Source organism: Nitrosococcus wardiae (assembly GCF_004421105.1).
GTDB lineage: Bacteria > Pseudomonadota > Gammaproteobacteria > Nitrosococcales > Nitrosococcaceae > Nitrosococcus > Nitrosococcus wardiae.
Genome location: NZ_CP038033.1, coordinates 2,018,093 through 2,033,726, shown reverse-complemented (window position 1 = coordinate 2,033,726; position 15,634 = coordinate 2,018,093). Strand labels below are relative to the sequence as shown.

Genomic DNA, 15,634 nt, shown 5'->3' with positions numbered 1-15,634 from the left:
TCGTTAGCATCCACACAAGGACACCGTATGCCGTCATCTTGTGAAGAGTATCTTGAATTGCTTGCAGAGTTTGAATCTTTGCCAAAGGAGATAAGCAGCGAAAGCATATTTGATATAGCCGGGTATCCGCATTACGAGAATGTGGCTAGTAATATATTGGCTTTTTTCCTCAATCCGAATAACGAGCATGGCCTCGGTCATTTGATACTTTCCTCTCTTTTGAATCTTTCTGGGGCAAGCGAAACAAAACAAAGCAATGTACAAGTAAGTCGCGAGGCATATACAATAAACGGTGGAAGACTCGATATTTTAATAGAAACAGATAATCAATTAATTGGCATTGAAAATAAGATCTATCATCATCTTGCAAATGACCTAGCAGATTACAGTAAATCGCTTGACAAGTGGGCGCAGCCTAGTCAGTTGAGCGTGGTGAAAATAGTTCTTGGCATAAAAAAAGAGCAGGAATCGTTTGGTTTTGTGTGTATTACCTATGAAGAGCTATTTTCAAAAGTCAAAGAGCGTCTCGGGAGCTACGCTACAACATCTTCGCAAAAGTGGCTTTTATACCTGATAGACTTCATTCGCACTATAGAAAAGCTAAAAGGTGATGATATGGAATTTAATGAAAACGACAAGTTCTTTATTGAAAATGAGGATAGGGTAAATTCACTGGTCAACGCGAGAAACAGGTTTTTATCTAAGCTCAACTCTAAGGTTCGCGAGTTACAAGAAGAAATAGAAAAGCCTGAAGCATGTGAAAAACAGTGGATATACGCAAAATCTTGCTTAGTGCATGACTTTAACCTTTCGGGAAATTCGATTGCGTTTGATCTATATGTTTCCCCAGCAGGAGGGACAAAGGGGTCAGGTCTTGCATGTTGTTATCTATGAGTTCGTAGGAATATTTGGGGTCAGAGTAACATTTATCCATAAAAAGGGTCTACCATCGGATTTTGCAGGTAGCGGGCGAGCTTTAAAAAGGTTAGCCTAGATTTAGGATGGGGATGTGGCTCTTGGGGTCAGTGGCTGTGATGGCAGTTCACTAGACTTGAAATGCCGTCCCCGTCCTCCTGCGTCATCCGGTGGGTCGTTCGGGATGGTGCCGATTTTAGATTGTAGGAGCATAGAGGGGTCAGGTCTTGTATATTGTTATATATGAGTTCGTAGTAATATTTTATTCATGCTCCTTTCTTTACGAAAGGTAATCGGTGCGTCCTTTGTTTACCCTCCCCTATCAACCCTTTCAAGGTGAGGGATTAATCAATTCAGGAGCCCTTGTAGAGAAATTTTTTAATCATTTTTTTCTTGAACGGTAGGTTTTTCGTTCGGATTGCACCAAAATACCTTTTTGTTTTCAAGAGGGTGGGCTCAGCGATGGCATTCAGTGCAATTTTAAGCCGATTTAGGGAACACAGTCCTCTCCCTGTGATGGCCAGAGCCTTACTGGAAAGGGCATTGACGGAAGAGAAACTGGAAGCGTGTTTTGAGAACGCCACCGAGAAGCAATATACGCGAGAGCTGTTATTTTCCTCGATATTCGAATTGATGAGTTTGGTGGTCACTCAAACCTTTTCTTCCATCAACGCGGCTTATCAAGCACGGAGAGAGACGATAGGCGTGTCGATAACGTCGGTGTATAACAAGCTCAATGGCCTTGAGACGTCGGTATCGGCGGCCTTGGTGCGGGATAGCGCCATGGAGCTTGGTGGGATGATTCACGCGCTAAAGGCCACCTGTTCGCCCCTGTTGCCAGGCTATCGGGTCAAGATGGTGGACGGCAATTGTCTTAAAACCAGTGAACATCGTCTCAAGGCCTTGCGCGATCAATCCGCCGCAGCGCTTCCGGGCAAATCCTTGGTGGTCTACGATCCGGCCTTGGAGGTGGCAGTGGAAGTCTTTCCTTGTGAGGATGGATACGCCCAGGAACGCTCGCTGTTGCCCAAGGTGCTTGGGGTCGTCGAGCACGATGAGTTTTCGGTCAGTTTAGCGTGTGAGCGGATTTCCTCAGACAAGCAGTTTGCCGGTCTGAGCGATTTTTTTGGCGAGCCAGCGCTTCGACTTTTCCGACGTTTCTGTTTACCACAACCCGAGTGCGGCAATTCCCTTGACGCAAGCAGAACTCAGTGCATTTCGCAATCTCATATAACACTGCCCTCCAGCCGGGGAAGGCCGCAGCTTGACATACCATATAACATATATATACTAAAAACGATATGTGGGAGATCTACGAGCATAGGAAGGCGGTAAAGAGTCTCGGGTCGTTGCCAAACGATGTGCTCAAGAGATATGAGAAATGGAAAGATATCGTGACTATCAGCGGTCCCACTGGGCTACGCCAAATTAAGGGGTTCAGAGACGAGGCTTTACGTGGTGAGTGGAAGGGCTGCAGGTCATCCCGCTTAAATCTTCAGTACCGAGTTATTTACAAGATTGAAAAGGAAAAAGTCTTGGTCCAAGTTGTTGATGTGACAGCCCACGACTATCGTAGTAAGTGATATGAAAGATTATCGAAAAGCCAGAAAGATGGTGGATGTTTCTGTTGGTGAATCGGTCAGGATTCTTCGGGAACTCCAGGAATTGAGCCAGAATGAACTAGCCGAACGAACGGGTATTCCTCAATCCACGATTTCCGCGATTGAAAATGATCGAGTCAACCTTGGAGTGGAAAGAGCAAAGATCCTTGCGAGAGCGTTGAAGTGCCATCCCGCGGTTCTGGTGTTTCCGGGCTGGGATGTCCATCATGAATCTGCGGCATAACAAGGGCGCTGCAGTCGGACGCTTGACTGCTTCTTCCCTTCGCTTCCGCTCCGGTCGGTCGCCGTCAAGCGCCGCTGAGCGCCAACGTGTGTACCAGGCATGGCACTTAACTAGTCGGGTGAAAGTCCCGATACCAGGTATTCGCAGAGCCGAAGGTTAGCTAAAGGGCAAGGGCCAACTCGTGAGGGGAGGTCTGGAGGAAGCCCAAGGCAAAATCGCGGGGCGATGGACAAGAACCCAATAAAAAAGCAAAAAAGGGGTCAGGTCTTGATAATTGCTATTATAGCTTACGGTAATACACTTGCTTCATGATCCATCCTTTACGCAAGGAAATCAATGCATATCTCGCTCCACCTTCACTATTCACGTATCCAGCCAATGATTAAAAGCTGTTGGATAATTTTGCTTGCAGCAAAGGGTAATTCAAAGCCAAAAGATACCCCCATTATTATTAAAAGAGGCCAGTAAGCACTTAGATTTTGGTGGGTACGGCGCTGATACACCTTAACCCACCCTACTGAAAAAGGGCTTTTCCAGCAGTTTTTCAAATTCTCGGGGAATCACCAAATAAGACTTAGAGTTCCAGCTTCTCCTTGACAGTAGTACTCCATTGGAGTACATTAACTTAAGCATGATCACTGCCGCTGAAACTCAACCCTATCGTAAAAAAGCCGAAAATCTACTCTTAGAAGAAGAAAGAAATGATCTAATTGCTTATCCTCCTGAGTACCCTTGCTTCAGGGACTATCATTCAAGGCACTAACGGTGTCAGAAAACTTCAATAGGCAAGAAATGCTAGTAGCAAAAGCGGTGGATACAGGATAATTTATTACTTTGATTATTAGAGGCAGAGAAATGGGTAAAGCTTTCGATGACATTCATGCTGGTTTACAAGATGCTCCCAACCATGCAAAGGGTAACAAAAATGGTGTAATTGAGCACAAGCCACGTCATGTGGACGTTAAAGCAATACGAGAAAAGACCGGGATGAGTCAGCAGCGTTTTTGTGCGACTTTTGGTATTTCTTTAGGTACCTTAAGGCACTGGGAACAAGGTTTAAGAACCCCCAGAGGTACAGCTTTGGTACTCCTAAAAGTGGTAGATAAAAACCCGAAAGCCGTCATTGAGGCAGTCGCAGAGTAAGTAAAATCTACCCCATAATGGAAGACACTTTGGTCCATTTCGGTGAGCGTGAATTGGCGCATCACGTTTGAGTTTCGGGATGGTAACGCTTACGTAGTAAATTATGAGGATTATCGCTAATTAGCTATTAGGCATTACACAGTTTGCGCCACAGATTGAATTTGTAAACATGGCAAGAAAAATCAGAGAGCTTATCCAAGATCTAAAAGAAGCTGGGTTTTACGAAATATCAGGTGGCGGTAAAGGATCGCATCGTAAATTTGCACATGCTAAGTATGTCGGTGCCGTGACACTCAGCGGAAGGTCTGGTGACGATGCGAAACCTTATCAAGAAAAGCAGGTGAAACAAGCTATAGAAACGGTGAAGAAATGAAAAAGATCGATCAGTATCATAAATGGGTCGAGTGGAGTGAAGAAGATCAAGCTTATATTGGAAAATGCCCTGACTTGATTACAGGAATTCACGGAGATGATCCGGTAAGACTATACGGTGAATTATGTGAGGTTGTTGAAGATGTTATTCGTCATTTCGAAGCAGAGGGGCGTGCACTTCCTAGTCCTCGCATTCGGCCTATGCAGGAAGTAGTGTAAATCTCTTGAATAAAAGGTTGCTACGGAGGACAGATGCCTAACTCGGCGCTCAACGCGGACGCATCCTTCGTCGTCGCCGGTTTGAAAGCAAAAGGGGTCAAAAGAAGGGTCAGAGCTTGTCTATTGCTGTTTGCGGAAGTAGGCAACTGCTAACTCACCGCTTGTAAACCTCCCGGCGGTTGCCAATCCGCACCACCAGAATCAGCAATTCGCTATCCTGAATGTCGGCGATAATGCAATAATCACCGACACGGTATTTCCAGAACTCGCCCAGCTTCGCGCCCTTGAGGGGATCGCCGATACTGCGCGGGTCGTCCAGCTTGGCGATCCGATCATTCAAAAAGCGTAGGATTCGCTCCGCTATCTGTTTATCCAGTCCGTGCAGGTTTTTTTGCGCCAGTCCCGACAACTCAATCCGCCAGGCCATATTGCTTCATGACGTCTTCCAGAGGCACGGGGATGCTGCGACCCGCACGAACTTCTTCTAGCTCACGCTCGGCCAAGTACACGTCTTCCAGATCGTCAATGTACTCCAGAATGGCTTGGCGGGCGTAAAAGGTTTTGGTGCGCCCGGTAGCAGCGGCCAACGCTTCCAGACGTTCCTCTATCTCCTTGGGGAGTCGGATAGCCAACATGGGAACCTCCAAACAGTCGATTGCTATACGTGTATATCATAGCATGGCAGGTCGGCAAAGTGGAACTACCATGACTGGCTTGAATCGGAAGGTTTTCATGCTTCTTTTGCAAGTATCCGTCAGTGCCATAATATACTCCCATGTATACCGTCGCCGAAACCGGGATCTTCCAGCGCTATGCAGCCTCGATCTGGCCGGAGCAGGAGCGTGAGGCGTTCATCAACTGGATGGCCGAAAATCCCTTGTCTGGAGAGGTCATTCCCGGCTCTGGAGGCCGCCGCAAAGTGCGTTAGGCGCGTTCCGGCATGGGCAAACGCGGCGGTGTGCGGGTGGTTTATTTCAACCGGCTGGATAACGGCGAAATATGGTTGCCGGTAATCTACGCCAAGGCAGTACGCGGCAATATCCCAGCGCATCTTCTCAAGGCTATTAAGAGCATGGCTAAATCATCAATGACAGGCGAGGAATTTGGGCAAAAACTGCTGGAATCAGTACACCAGATGAAGGCAGGCCAGGCGGCGCGGGTGACCCACGTGGAGATCCCGCCCCTGGTGGAGGTACGTAACCGCATCGGCCTTTCCCAAGCACAGTTCGCCGCGTTGCTCGGGGTCTCGGTGCGCACGCTGCAAGAGTGGGAGCAGGGCCGGCGCCAGCCGTCCGGGGCGGCGAAGATGCTGCTGCGCGTGGCGGAGCGCTACCCGGAGGTGTTGCGCGAGCTGGCGGAAGGTTGACGAAAACAGATTTTAATCCATAACGAGGCAGTGACCTCTACCCCCAAATCCGAATGGCGGCATTGTGCCGTTGCCGGTCCAGTTTGGGCACATACAGCTCGCTGCCTCCCGCCAGGGTGAACAAATGGTCGGCGATTCTGTCGGCCAGGGGCAACGCAACATTCTCGTTCAAGTCAAAGACCTGGCCAATGGCGGTGGTGAGGATGTTCCGCAGTTCCACGGAGGCGTCATCTTGATCGTGTAGAAATCCCGGCCACAACGGTGGATGAACCAAGATTTTTGGTTATTGGCCGTATTAAGGATAAGCATTGGTCAGCGGTGATCACACACAGGAGCGAAAAAATCCGCATCATCTCTGTCCGTCGTTCCCTGTCCGAAGAGGTAATATCAATCCCAATAAAATAGCATTCTTTCATTAACCCCCCTCATCCTCACCTTCTCCCGCGAGGGGAGAAGGGATGGAAAAGAGCCTTAATTTTTGGGATTAGTATAACTCTATATGAAAGCAAAGAAATTTGATTCCGAGTTTGACAGCGGCAAGGACATGACTCATGCCTTGGATATTTCCAAGGCGCGTCGTCCACTTCAAAAGCAAAGGCGTGTCAATGTGGATTTTCCAGACTGGATGATTGAATCCCTCGACAGGGAAGCTTGCCGGCTGGGAGTGACGCGCCAGTCGATCATCAAAGTTTAGCTAGCTGAGCGCCTCGAACAGACGGCTTCTAACAAACGTAGTAAATTATGAGGATTATCACTAATGCGTATGCATAATCCACCACATCCGGGCGAATTTATTCGTGAGGTCTATATCACACCTTACGGTATTAGTGTGCGAAAGGTAGCGGCAAGCCTTGGCGTATCACCCTCGACCCTGAATCGCTTATTGAACGGTGAGAGCAACATACCGCCTGAAATGGCTTTGCGCTTATCGAAGGCTTTAGGTCGTACGCCGGAGAGCTGGCTTGCGATGCAGGACCAGTATGACCTTTGGCACGCCAGAAAAAATGTTAAATTTAAAGGAAGTCAAAAAGATTAGCTACATAGAAATTGGCTCCACGGAGCCTACGGCTCGTAAAGTGATGAATAGATGCCTGAAATAGCAAGATTTTACGGGATCATCATAAAGCTGTTCTTCGGTGATCATCCACCGCCGCATTTCCATGCTGTATATGGTGAGTATAATGCTTTATTCAACATAGAAACATTAGAAATGATCGAGGGTGATTTACCTCAAAGAGCAAGAAAGATGGTTATGGAATGGGCCTCTATGTACCAGAAGGATCTTATGGAAATGTGGGAAAAACAAGAGTTTCGAAAGCTTCCACCTCTGAAGTAATAAAGTTATGCAATACCCAAGGATACGTTCAGCAAAAGCTATCACTAATCATATTTTGCTTATAGAATTCGAAAACCATGAAAAGAGAAAATACGATATTACTCCTTTGCTAGAGAAAGAAATGTTTTATCCTTTAAAGGATTCAGCATTATTTAAAAATGTACACATAGAAAAAGGAGGATACGCTGTCTATTGGAATGATGAAATTGATATAAGCGAGTATGAGCTATGGGTACATGGAACACCGATGCCTTAAACAGTTGCATGCAGCCAGTCAGGGTGGGACTGCCCACCATAATGGCCTTGAATGGACTCCCAGCCGCCTCATAAGCTGAAGCCGAGGTCAGGCCTTGCTTATTGCCATAAGCAGTTTAGTTTTGAAAGCTTGGCGAGATTCTACTCAGCGCCCCCCTGCCGAACGAAGGCTCGCAACACTAGAGCCAGAGGCCGACGTTGCAGGGCTAATGACCTGGCCACCGCCACCTCTGCCCCTTCCCTATCCCCTGCCGCCAACCGCTTCACAGCAACCTGTTCCCAGCGCTTAGCTTGGCTCTCGATATGCAGCAGCCGCGATAGCTCCATCCCGCAACGGTGGCATTCCCTTCCTCCCTTATAGCGGGCGCCGCAATTGGGACAGCGTTCCATCAACTCTCTAGATAGTAGAGAATATCCGACAGTTCATCGACGGCGGTCTTCAAAACCGGGCTGTCCTTGGCGACCATGGCATCCCGGATAGTCTCGATGAGATCGACCATGTCTTCCCGATCCTCGGGGGTCGCCTCTTCCAGCATGCACTCGGTCTTTTCCACCAAAGCACCGGCCTGAACCAGGGCATGTTGAAGCTGCGCTTCCTCCGTCTCCTCTGCCTCTAGAATCTCCCCCTCCTCGACGGCTTCTTCCTCGAAGAGGGCGTTGATCCGTGCCTGGGCTGCCTCCACCTCTTCCTGCTCATAGCGCCGAAGCGCATTGTCAATGGTGATGGATTTTTCCAGGCCAGCACGCAAATGTGTCAGGTCTTGTTAATTGCTATTGTGAGTTTACAGTAATATATTTGATTCATGATCTATCCTTTACGCAAGGAAATTAATGCATATTTCGCTCCACCTTCACTATTCACGTATCCAGCCAATGATTAAAAGCTGTTGGATAATTTTGCTTGCAGCAAAGGGTAATTCAAGGCCAAATCAACGTATAAGCCGACGCTCGTACCCCGAGCGGCTGATGCAATCGTAGCGCTGAAGGAAAAGGTGAAAGCGGCTATTAGAGACGGTGTTTGTCAACACTCTCCGCGAGCCACGTCTTAATTAGTGATTGATAAGGCACGTCTCGCTTGTTGGCCTCGACCTTAATACGTTCCAAAAGCGCTACTGGCAGGCGCAGCGAGATAGTCTTCGTTGATGGCTTCAAGTTTGGGAAGCGCGCAGGCTTTGCTTGACTCCAATCCACATAGTTACTGGAGTCATGGCTCTCCCAAAAGGCTCGCTCCTCAGCCTCGGTCTTAAACTCAGGTAGAGTTTTAGTTTTCTTCGGCTTGACCATAGAACGCCCTCTCTGACACCCAGGAACTCTGGCGTGATCCGTATCTTGTAGAAATCCCGGCCAAAACGGTGGATGAGCCAAGATTTTTGGTTATTGGCCGCATTAAGGATAAGCATTGGTCAGCGGTGATCACACACAGGAGCGAAAGAATCCACATCATCTCTGTCCGTCGTTCCCGGTCCGAAGAGGTAACTCTAATCGTGTGTGCGCCTCTGATCCTTACAGAGAACACGGAAGATGCTGCACGACAAGCGATGCGGCTTGGTTTAATCTGCCCTGGCGCCTCACCTACACCGCCTGCCACGAAAACTTGAAGTAAACACAGTTTCCATCTCGTTCATGGCAAGAGCTATTTCAACTCCACCTTGATCCAACCGGATTTGCGTTGATCGAAATTTTTGTAGGCGTCAATCACCGCCGTGAGCGGCTCCTGTTGGGTAAGCACCCGAGTAGGATCGACTACTCCGCTGTGCACCAAATCGACTAGCATGGGGATATACTTGCGGTGATTGCAATTACCCATCTTGAGGGTAAGATTTTTATTCATCGCCTGGCCGATGGGAAAAAATCGGTCATTGGGCGGATAGACACCAATGATTGCCAGGGTGCCTGCCTTGGCCAGACTATCGACCGCCCAGCGCAAGGCCTGAGAGGGAGCATTGCCTGGGCGCCAGAGGTCACCCTGGGGGTGAGTCTCGGGAGCGATCTCCTTGCATTCCTCTTCAAATTGCGCTTGCTGTGCATCGGCTTGCCTGGCGGCCGGCCCGTGATGGGGGCGCTCGGCATCCACACCTACGGCATCGATGGCGCGATCCACGCCGATACCGCCCGTCAAATCCCTGATCGTCTCCACCGGGCCCTCGGTGTTGAAGTCAATGACCTCCGCGCCCTGGGCACGGGCCATTTCCAGGCGGGAAGGCACGGTGTCTACCGCCAATATCCGCCCGGCCCCCAGCAGCCGCGCACTGGCAATGGCGAACTGCCCGACAGGACCGCAGCCGAACACAGCCACCGTATCGCCGGACTTAATCTCAGCCAACTCAGCACCAAAGTAGGCAGTGGGGAAAATATCGGAGACCAGAATGGCCTGATCGTCACTAACCTCATCAGGCAGCTTCACCAGGCCGACAGGGGCAAAAGGGATGCGCGCCTTCTCTGCCTGCAGACCATGAAATGATCCAGAGGTTTTCGGTCCACCGAAGAAAGCGGTGCCGGCCAGGGGGCCGTTAGGGTTGGCGTGGTCGCACTGGGCGTAATAGCCTGCGCGGCAATAGGCGCAATAACCACAGGCAATAGTGGAAGGCACTACCACCCGATCGCCTTCCTTAAGGTTACGCACGCCCTTCCCAAGAGCTTCTACGACCCCAACGGCCTCATGCCCGAGAACGGTCCCACTTTCCATGCCGCCCATGGTGCCACGCACCATGTGTAAATCGGTGCCGCAAATAGCACTGGCGGTGATCCGAATCACAGCGTCGGTCGGGTCTTTGACCTGCGGTTCCGGTACTTCGTCGAGGCGAATATCACCAATCTCGTGAAAAACGACTGCTTTCATCTCGCCCTCCTCAACCATCCAGGTGTGGCTGATGATATGGTTGATCTGGTCAATTTTAAGGGGTAACCCCAAACTGGAGACGATTAATGCATTTAATTGTAGACGGTGATACCGACTTCTCCACGGTGCCAGCGGAGAAAACAAGCAATCACTAGATGGCAAATTCCTGACCCTGGCAATTTTTCTACCAGGGGCCTATTCCGGTACCATCTATAGGAACGCCGCTGGACCCAGGGTATTCCTGTATAGAAATGCAGTAAGTAGAAAAGTAAGATAAAGGCCTTAACCCACATTTTTTCAGCCCGGACCCCCTCCGGGCTTTTTTTTGTTTCTTTACTTCTTTTACTGACTGCATCATCAAGCAGGTGGGGATAGCGATCCTTGCGGGCCCACTGGGGAGGGCTGTTTCCGTGAAAAGGGTAAACCTCAACTACACTATCTCCTAAGTCAACTACCGAATCTAATAGGAAGTGAGGCCATGAAAAAAAAAACCAATCCCGGAGCGACCATTCTGGTCGCCATCATGCTTTTCATCACACCGGCCATGGCTCAGCAGGTCCAAACTGTGCAAACCGAAGGGGTTAGAGTTACTGTGACCAATCTCGTTAGCGGGCTGAATCATCCCTGGGGCATGGCTTTCCTTGCCGACGGACGTTTGCTAGTGACGGAGCGAAGCGGACAGCTGCGTCTCCTTGACGCCGATCACACCTTGTCCGAGCCGCTCACTGGAACACCCGAGGTCTTCAATCAGGGCCAGGGGGGACTTCTTGATGTGGCGCTCGATCCGGATTTTGAATCGAACCGTCTTGTCTATCTCTCCTTTGCCGAACCTGGCGAAGGCGGCGCATCAACGGCGGTGGGACGCGGCCGTTTTGAAGAGGGCCGTATTGCCAACTTTGAAGTCATCTTTCGCCAAATGCCAAAGGTACCGGGCTCTAAGCATTTCGGCGGACGCATCGTGTTTTCGCCGGAAGGCGCGCTGTTCCTGACCATGTGAGAGCGCTTCAAGTTTGAACCGGCGCAGGATCTTTCCAATCACCTCGGTACTATTGTCCACATCAATCCGGATGGCTCCATACCTGGCAATAACCCGTTTGTTAATCAGGCCGATGCGGAAAACGAGATCTGGACCTATGGCCATCGCAATATTGAAGCCGCGGCGATACAACCTGGAACAGGGGCGCTGTGGATTGCGGAGATGGGACCGCGTGGCGGGGATGAGCTGAACCTCATTGAGGCAGGCCGGAACTATGGCTGGCCGGTGGTAAGCTGGGGGCAACACTATGGCGGCGAAGACATTGCCGATCCGTCCACCCATCCGCGCTTTGCCGACGCTGGCATTCACTGGACACCGGTCATTTCTCCCTCGGGGATGGAATTCTATACCGGCGATATGTTTCCCGAATGGCAGGGTAGTGCATTGATTGGCGGTCTGACAGCTCAGGGTATTGTCCGTGTGACATTTGACGGAATGAAAGCGATAGGCGAGGAACGCATTCCTCTTGGCGCCCGTATCCGGGATGTGGAGCAGGCGCCGGATGGGTCCGTTTATGCGCTCACCGATCAGGATAATGGCAATCTCTGGCGATTAAGTGCCTTGGAATAGCGAGGGGGAAGCCTGCTTCTTCGGAGCGGGTAAAAGCTATCACGATGATAGGCCCGTGACTTTACCCTAAAAACAACACAACAAATCGGGTTGAAATTTCCTGGAGACCCACTAAGAATTAAGACCCATATTAAAAAGTAAAGTTAAGCAATGATTCCTAATTAATGCAAGACAGCAACATGACCATCAGTAATGGCGAAGCCCTGCAGGAAATAGAATCTATCGGCGTTCCCGGGCTGGATGAAATCCTCAAGGGCGGGCTACCCAAAGGATGTCTCTATTTAGTAGAAGGTGAGAGTGGCACTGGCAAAACCACACTGGGCCTACAATTCGTCCTGGAAGGAGTTCGGCGAGGCCAACGATGCCTCTATGTGTCTCTCTCCGAAACCCGTGAGGAACTCAAGCAAAGCGCTGCCTCCCATGGCTGGAATCTAGACGGCATCTCTGTATTCGTGCTGACATGCGGCGAGGATGCGTCCGTAGTTACCGACCAGTACACCCTATTCTACCCTTCGGAGGTAGAGCTCACCAGCCAAGTGCTCCAAGAAGTAGAGCGGGTGCGGCCTGAGCGGCTGGTGCTAGATACTCTCTCGGGGCTACGACTCATTGCCAATGATCCCCTGCGCTACCGCCGCCAGATCCAAGGTATCCGGGAATTTCTCAGTCACCGAAACTGCACCACTTTGATCATCGACGAGATCGAAAGTAGCCATCCTAATTTCCACTTCCAGCCGCGCAGCCTAGCCCATGGGATCATCAACTTAGAACGGTGGTCCCCAGCATACGGGCCTGACCGACGGCGACTCACCATCTGTAAGCTCAGGAGCATAGACGTACGCACTGGCTATCATGATTGTAATATCGCCCGGGGCGGGTTGGAGGTCTTTCCCCGCCTTCGGACCACCACCCACCACGGGGAAAAATTCCGTGGCCAGACCCTTTCGAGCGGCATTGCCGGGATGGATACTCTGTTAGGCGGCGGACTCGACTGCGGCACTAGTTGCCTGATAATGGGATCGGCAGGCACCGGCAAATCCTGCCTAGCGATGAGCTACGCCTCCTCGGCGGCCAAGAGGGGGGAAAATACCCTTTATTTTACTTTCGACGAAGATGTAGATATCCAGCTGGCCCGGGCCGAAGTTATCGGTTTGCCCCTGGCCGAGTATGCGAAGGTTGGCAAAGTTCGGTTAGAGACGGCCGATCCGGCCGTTATGTCCGTGGGGGAATTCGCCGTCCGTTTGCGTGACCGAGTGGAGGCCAACGATACCCGGCTGGTAGTGCTGGACAGTCTGAGTGGCTATCTCCAGGCCATGTCCGAACAAAATTTCCTTAACCTCCATCTTTATGAGCTGCTCGGCTATCTGCGCCAAAAGGGCGTTACTACGCTGATGACCTTAGTCCAGCACGGCTTCGTAGGTGCGGAAGTGCAAACCCCGGCGGAACTGAGCAACTTGGCGGACACAGTGATATTGCTGCGCTACTTTGAGGCCAAGGGCGAGGTCCGCAAGGCCATCTCTGTCTTTAAGAAACGTGCTGGCAACCACGAGCGCACCATCCGCGAGCTCTGCATTGGGCCTCCCGATGGCCTACGCTTAAGCGAGCCCCTGCGGGATTTCCAGGGAGTGCTCACCGGTGTCCCCCACTTCGTGGGCAACACTTCAAGAGACGGCCTGCTCTTTCCCAGCTCCTGCTAGGAGATAACGTGGACGAAAGCATTCTGATCCATTGTGTTCTGCGGAAGGATGCCCAATACACCCAGGATATCCTCACCCGGCATAACTTCAGGGCTGTGAGCTATCTCAGCATGAAAGACCTGGCGAACACCCTAGACGAGGACTCCGTGGCGGTAGTGCTTACCAGTGAAAGCTTGCAAAGCCCCGGTGTGGAGGTCTTGTTCGAGAAACTGGAAACCCAGCCTGCTTGGTCAGCGGTGCCGATTATTGTACTCACTGCCGGTGAAGAAATATCTAGAGCTAATCTGCCGATCCTGCAACGGCTGGAGGCCCAGCAAACCGTCTCCTTTCTAGATCGACCGGTACGCATTAAAACCCTGGTGAGCGCTGTCCGCGCTGCCTATCAGGCGCGTATACGCCAGTACCAGGTGCGAGATTTGCTGCTCCAGCTGGAACAGGCGGTAGCCAATCGGGACGAGTTCTTGGCCATGCTGGGCCACGAACTACGCAACCCTCTAGCGCCCATTCAAAACGCCACCGAACTCTTGTCTCTGAGCGGACAACCCCTTACCGGAGAGCAACAATGGGCTTTTGATATGATCCGGCGCCAAACAGGCCAATTAATACGGTTGGTGGACGACCTGTTGGATGTGGCCCGCATTACGCGGGGCAAAGTAAACTTGCAGCGCGCTCCGGTGACCATAGACGAAATTATCCGCCAAGCCGCGGAGCAGATTATGCCACTGACCAAGCAACGGGGGCAGGCGCTGTTAATCACGGCTCCGGATACTCCCCTTACTGTTAACGGCGATACCGCCCGGCTGGCCCAGGCGCTGGGCAATCTTCTGCAAAACGCCGCCAAGTATTCTGACAAGGGCAGTCGTATTTGGCTGCAGGCGGAACAGGAAAACGACCAAGTGACCATCCGGGTACGCGATGAAGGCATCGGCATCCCACCAGAAAATGTGGAAAGCGTTTTTAATCTCTTCAGCCAAGGAGAACGCAGCCTAGACCGCTCTTTGGGCGGGCTGGGGATCGGGCTCACCGTGGTGCGCAAGCTGGTGGAAATGCACGGGGGTACAGTACACGCCTTCAGTGAAGGTCCCGGCAAAGGCAGCGAGTTCACCCTGCGCCTACCTTTGGCCGCAGGCAATCAGCAAGCAAAGGAGAGCGTCACCAACGACAGCCCAACCCATGCAACTCGCCACATCTTGGTGGTGGACGATAACCCTGACGTAGCTAACTCCTTCGCCAAGATTTTGGAGCTTTTAGGCCATCGAGTTAGCATCAGCTATAAAGGCAGTAACGCCCTTCAGCGAGCGGCGGAAGATCCGCCGGACGTGATCTTCCTAGACTTGGGTATGCCGGGACTCAACGGTTTCGAAATCGCCCGCCGCCTGCGGCGCCTGGATATGGAACAGCGCCCCGTGCTGGTGGCCATGACCGGCTACGCCCAGGCCGAGGACATACGTCAAGCCCGCGCCGCAGGTTTTGATCATCACTTGCGTAAACCGGTGGATATGGCTCAGGTTCAGGAAATTATCGCCAATTTCAGCGGCCTGCAGAGCCCCCAAGGCCCTGGGCCTCTCGTGGGGCGCCCCCTAAAGCCGAGGGAGGAATAGGCGCTATTGAGCCTATGTCACCCCATTCGCTGCCATCGACCGCAATCTGGCTACCCGGTGGACTGAATTTGGTGGCGTTGTCAAGTAAATTGGCGAGTACCTGTTCCATACGCAGCGGGTCCACAACGGCTTCGACCGCTGCCAGACATTGCACTACGATGCGGTGTTCGGCGGCTGCCGTCTGTGCCACCTCTGCGCATTCCTCAACCAGGGCTACCAGATCGCAGGGCTGAGTCTTCAACGGCACACCTCCCGAAGTCACACGGGAGGCATCCAATCAGCGACTACCCTAAGCCCAGTAAACCCGGCCCTCAGTGAGTCGATAATAGCCTCACGCGCGTGGCAATCATAGCCACCGGATCGAAAATGCCGTCGGGGAATGAAACCTGCCACTGATCCACTAGCACCAGTGCCCCCCGCTTTTCCTCCCCTTTTTGCATGAT

Annotated in this window: 26 protein-coding genes and 2 pseudogenes; 18 read left to right on the top strand and 10 right to left on the bottom strand. The window is 51.5% G+C overall.

Translation table 11 applies throughout. From position 1 onward, the window contains the following. The first annotated feature begins 27 nt into the window (after positions 1-27). The 7 genes from E3U44_RS09885 to E3U44_RS09850 all read left to right on the top strand — a co-directional run bounded on the left by E3U44_RS09885 (position 28) and on the right by E3U44_RS09850 (position 4,494). The gene (locus E3U44_RS09885; RefSeq protein WP_134357972.1) at positions 28-894 is read left to right on the top strand and encodes a PD-(D/E)XK nuclease family protein; all 867 of its coding nucleotides are present in this window, start codon (positions 28-30) and stop codon (positions 892-894) included. Between the two features lie 483 nt (positions 895-1,377). Continuing rightward, on the top strand, positions 1,378-2,250 hold the full coding sequence (locus tag E3U44_RS09880) for a hypothetical protein (RefSeq protein WP_134357971.1): 873 nt from the start codon (positions 1,378-1,380) through the stop codon (positions 2,248-2,250). Then, positions 2,217-2,498, top strand: coding sequence for a type II toxin-antitoxin system RelE/ParE family toxin (locus E3U44_RS09875; protein WP_134357970.1), 282 nt, complete (start codon positions 2,217-2,219; stop codon positions 2,496-2,498). The genes E3U44_RS09880 and E3U44_RS09875 overlap by 34 nt, the downstream gene beginning before the upstream one ends. Before the next feature lies 1 nt (position 2,499). After that, positions 2,500-2,760 (top strand): helix-turn-helix transcriptional regulator, encoded by a 261-nt coding sequence (locus tag E3U44_RS09870; protein WP_134357969.1) that lies wholly within the window; start codon positions 2,500-2,502, stop codon positions 2,758-2,760. Between the two features lie 855 nt (positions 2,761-3,615). Further along, positions 3,616-3,903 (top strand): helix-turn-helix domain-containing protein, encoded by a 288-nt coding sequence (locus tag E3U44_RS09865; RefSeq protein ID WP_134357968.1) that lies wholly within the window; start codon positions 3,616-3,618, stop codon positions 3,901-3,903. Between the two features lie 169 nt (positions 3,904-4,072). Next, the gene (locus E3U44_RS09855) at positions 4,073-4,276 is read left to right on the top strand and encodes a type II toxin-antitoxin system HicA family toxin (protein WP_134357967.1); all 204 of its coding nucleotides are present in this window, start codon (positions 4,073-4,075) and stop codon (positions 4,274-4,276) included. Next, positions 4,273-4,494, top strand: a complete 222-nt coding sequence (locus E3U44_RS09850; RefSeq protein WP_134357966.1) for a pilus assembly protein HicB — start codon at positions 4,273-4,275, stop codon at positions 4,492-4,494. Before E3U44_RS09855 ends, E3U44_RS09850 begins: the two co-directional genes overlap by 4 nt. A 154-nt stretch (positions 4,495-4,648) precedes the next feature. On the opposite strand, the gene E3U44_RS09845 is transcribed toward E3U44_RS09850, so the two are convergent. Further along, on the bottom strand, positions 4,649-4,921 hold the full coding sequence (locus tag E3U44_RS09845; RefSeq protein ID WP_134357965.1) for a type II toxin-antitoxin system RelE family toxin: 273 nt from the start codon (positions 4,919-4,921) through the stop codon (positions 4,649-4,651). Beyond that, complete coding sequence (gene relB, locus E3U44_RS09840) at positions 4,905-5,129, bottom strand: type II toxin-antitoxin system RelB family antitoxin (protein ID WP_013033471.1); 225 nt, start codon at positions 5,127-5,129, stop codon at positions 4,905-4,907. Before relB ends, E3U44_RS09845 begins: the two co-directional genes overlap by 17 nt. Positions 5,130-5,269: 140 nt before the next feature. On the opposite strand from relB, the gene E3U44_RS19965 reads away from it, so the two are divergent. Together E3U44_RS19965 and E3U44_RS09830 are read left to right on the top strand one after the other, a co-directional pair. Next, on the top strand, positions 5,270-5,422 hold the full coding sequence (locus tag E3U44_RS19965) for a hypothetical protein (RefSeq protein WP_240761366.1): 153 nt from the start codon (positions 5,270-5,272) through the stop codon (positions 5,420-5,422). 12 nt (positions 5,423-5,434) lie between these two features. After that, entirely contained in the window at positions 5,435-5,860 is a 426-nt protein-coding gene (locus tag E3U44_RS09830) for a helix-turn-helix domain-containing protein (protein ID WP_338040745.1), read from the top strand. A gap of 37 nt (positions 5,861-5,897) precedes the next feature. Here the strand turns inward: E3U44_RS09830 and E3U44_RS09825 are convergent, their stop codons facing one another. Further along, complete coding sequence (locus E3U44_RS09825; protein ID WP_134357964.1) at positions 5,898-6,080, bottom strand: hypothetical protein; 183 nt, start codon at positions 6,078-6,080, stop codon at positions 5,898-5,900. A 26-nt stretch (positions 6,081-6,106) separates the two neighbouring features. On the opposite strand from E3U44_RS09825, the gene E3U44_RS09820 reads away from it, so the two are divergent. The 5 genes from E3U44_RS09820 to E3U44_RS09800 all read left to right on the top strand — a co-directional run bounded on the left by E3U44_RS09820 (position 6,107) and on the right by E3U44_RS09800 (position 7,452). Next, entirely contained in the window at positions 6,107-6,265 is a 159-nt protein-coding gene (locus E3U44_RS09820) for a BrnT family toxin (protein ID WP_134359758.1), read from the top strand. A 94-nt stretch (positions 6,266-6,359) separates the two neighbouring features. Continuing rightward, positions 6,360-6,554: a type II toxin-antitoxin system BrnA family antitoxin gene (brnA, locus tag E3U44_RS09815; protein ID WP_134357963.1), complete on the top strand. Its 195-nt coding sequence runs from the start codon at positions 6,360-6,362 to the stop codon at positions 6,552-6,554. 63 nt (positions 6,555-6,617) lie between these two features. Next, positions 6,618-6,896: a HigA family addiction module antitoxin gene (locus E3U44_RS09810; protein WP_134357962.1), complete on the top strand. Its 279-nt coding sequence runs from the start codon at positions 6,618-6,620 to the stop codon at positions 6,894-6,896. Between the two features lie 51 nt (positions 6,897-6,947). Next, on the top strand, positions 6,948-7,196 hold the full coding sequence (gene dhiT, locus E3U44_RS09805) for a type II toxin-antitoxin system toxin DhiT (RefSeq protein WP_134357961.1): 249 nt from the start codon (positions 6,948-6,950) through the stop codon (positions 7,194-7,196). A 7-nt stretch (positions 7,197-7,203) separates the two neighbouring features. Then, a complete protein-coding gene (locus tag E3U44_RS09800) occupies positions 7,204-7,452 on the top strand; it encodes a DUF2442 domain-containing protein (RefSeq protein WP_134357960.1) in 249 nt (82 codons plus the stop codon). Between the two features lie 140 nt (positions 7,453-7,592). On the opposite strand, the gene E3U44_RS09795 is transcribed toward E3U44_RS09800, so the two are convergent. The 3 genes from E3U44_RS09795 to E3U44_RS09785 form a co-directional block, all read right to left on the bottom strand. Then, positions 7,593-7,841, bottom strand: coding sequence for a hypothetical protein (locus tag E3U44_RS09795; protein ID WP_134357959.1), 249 nt, complete (start codon positions 7,839-7,841; stop codon positions 7,593-7,595). Next, positions 7,841-8,200, bottom strand: a complete 360-nt coding sequence (locus tag E3U44_RS09790; RefSeq protein ID WP_206054750.1) for a hypothetical protein — start codon at positions 8,198-8,200, stop codon at positions 7,841-7,843. Before E3U44_RS09790 ends, E3U44_RS09795 begins: the two co-directional genes overlap by 1 nt. Before the next feature lie 256 nt (positions 8,201-8,456). Next, positions 8,457-8,735: a BrnA antitoxin family protein gene (locus E3U44_RS09785; protein WP_134357958.1), complete on the bottom strand. Its 279-nt coding sequence runs from the start codon at positions 8,733-8,735 to the stop codon at positions 8,457-8,459. A gap of 20 nt (positions 8,736-8,755) precedes the next feature. Between E3U44_RS09785 and E3U44_RS19960 the strand changes: the two are divergent. After that, positions 8,756-8,932: pseudogene (locus E3U44_RS19960) on the top strand (BrnT family toxin); the annotation flags it as partial. A gap of 152 nt (positions 8,933-9,084) precedes the next feature. Here E3U44_RS19960 and E3U44_RS09775 read toward each other — a convergent pair. Together E3U44_RS09775 and E3U44_RS09770 are read right to left on the bottom strand one after the other, a co-directional pair. Next, a complete protein-coding gene (locus tag E3U44_RS09775) occupies positions 9,085-10,290 on the bottom strand; it encodes a zinc-dependent alcohol dehydrogenase (protein ID WP_134357957.1) in 1,206 nt (401 codons plus the stop codon). 92 nt (positions 10,291-10,382) lie between these two features. Continuing rightward, positions 10,383-10,583, bottom strand: coding sequence for a hypothetical protein (locus E3U44_RS09770; RefSeq protein WP_134357956.1), 201 nt, complete (start codon positions 10,581-10,583; stop codon positions 10,383-10,385). Positions 10,584-10,768: 185 nt separating this feature from the next. Here E3U44_RS09770 and E3U44_RS19955 point away from each other — a divergent pair. From E3U44_RS19955 to E3U44_RS09755, 3 genes and pseudogenes are all read left to right on the top strand, one after another. Beyond that, a pseudogene (locus E3U44_RS19955) lies at positions 10,769-11,896 on the top strand (PQQ-dependent sugar dehydrogenase). Positions 11,897-12,075: 179 nt separating this feature from the next. Further along, the gene (locus tag E3U44_RS09760; RefSeq protein WP_134357955.1) at positions 12,076-13,590 is read left to right on the top strand and encodes an ATPase domain-containing protein; all 1,515 of its coding nucleotides are present in this window, start codon (positions 12,076-12,078) and stop codon (positions 13,588-13,590) included. Between the two features lie 8 nt (positions 13,591-13,598). Next, positions 13,599-15,191: an ATP-binding response regulator gene (locus E3U44_RS09755; RefSeq protein ID WP_134357954.1), complete on the top strand. Its 1,593-nt coding sequence runs from the start codon at positions 13,599-13,601 to the stop codon at positions 15,189-15,191. On the opposite strand, the gene E3U44_RS09750 is transcribed toward E3U44_RS09755, so the two are convergent. Both E3U44_RS09750 and E3U44_RS20355 read right to left on the bottom strand, forming a co-directional pair. After that, entirely contained in the window at positions 15,121-15,468 is a 348-nt protein-coding gene (locus E3U44_RS09750; RefSeq protein WP_134357953.1) for a sensor histidine kinase, read from the bottom strand. The two genes, E3U44_RS09755 and E3U44_RS09750, sit on opposite strands and share 71 nt — an antisense overlap. A 34-nt stretch (positions 15,469-15,502) precedes the next feature. After that, the gene (locus E3U44_RS20355; protein ID WP_276321929.1) at positions 15,503-15,631 is read right to left on the bottom strand and encodes a hypothetical protein; all 129 of its coding nucleotides are present in this window, start codon (positions 15,629-15,631) and stop codon (positions 15,503-15,505) included. Between the last annotated feature and the right edge of the window lie 3 nt (positions 15,632-15,634).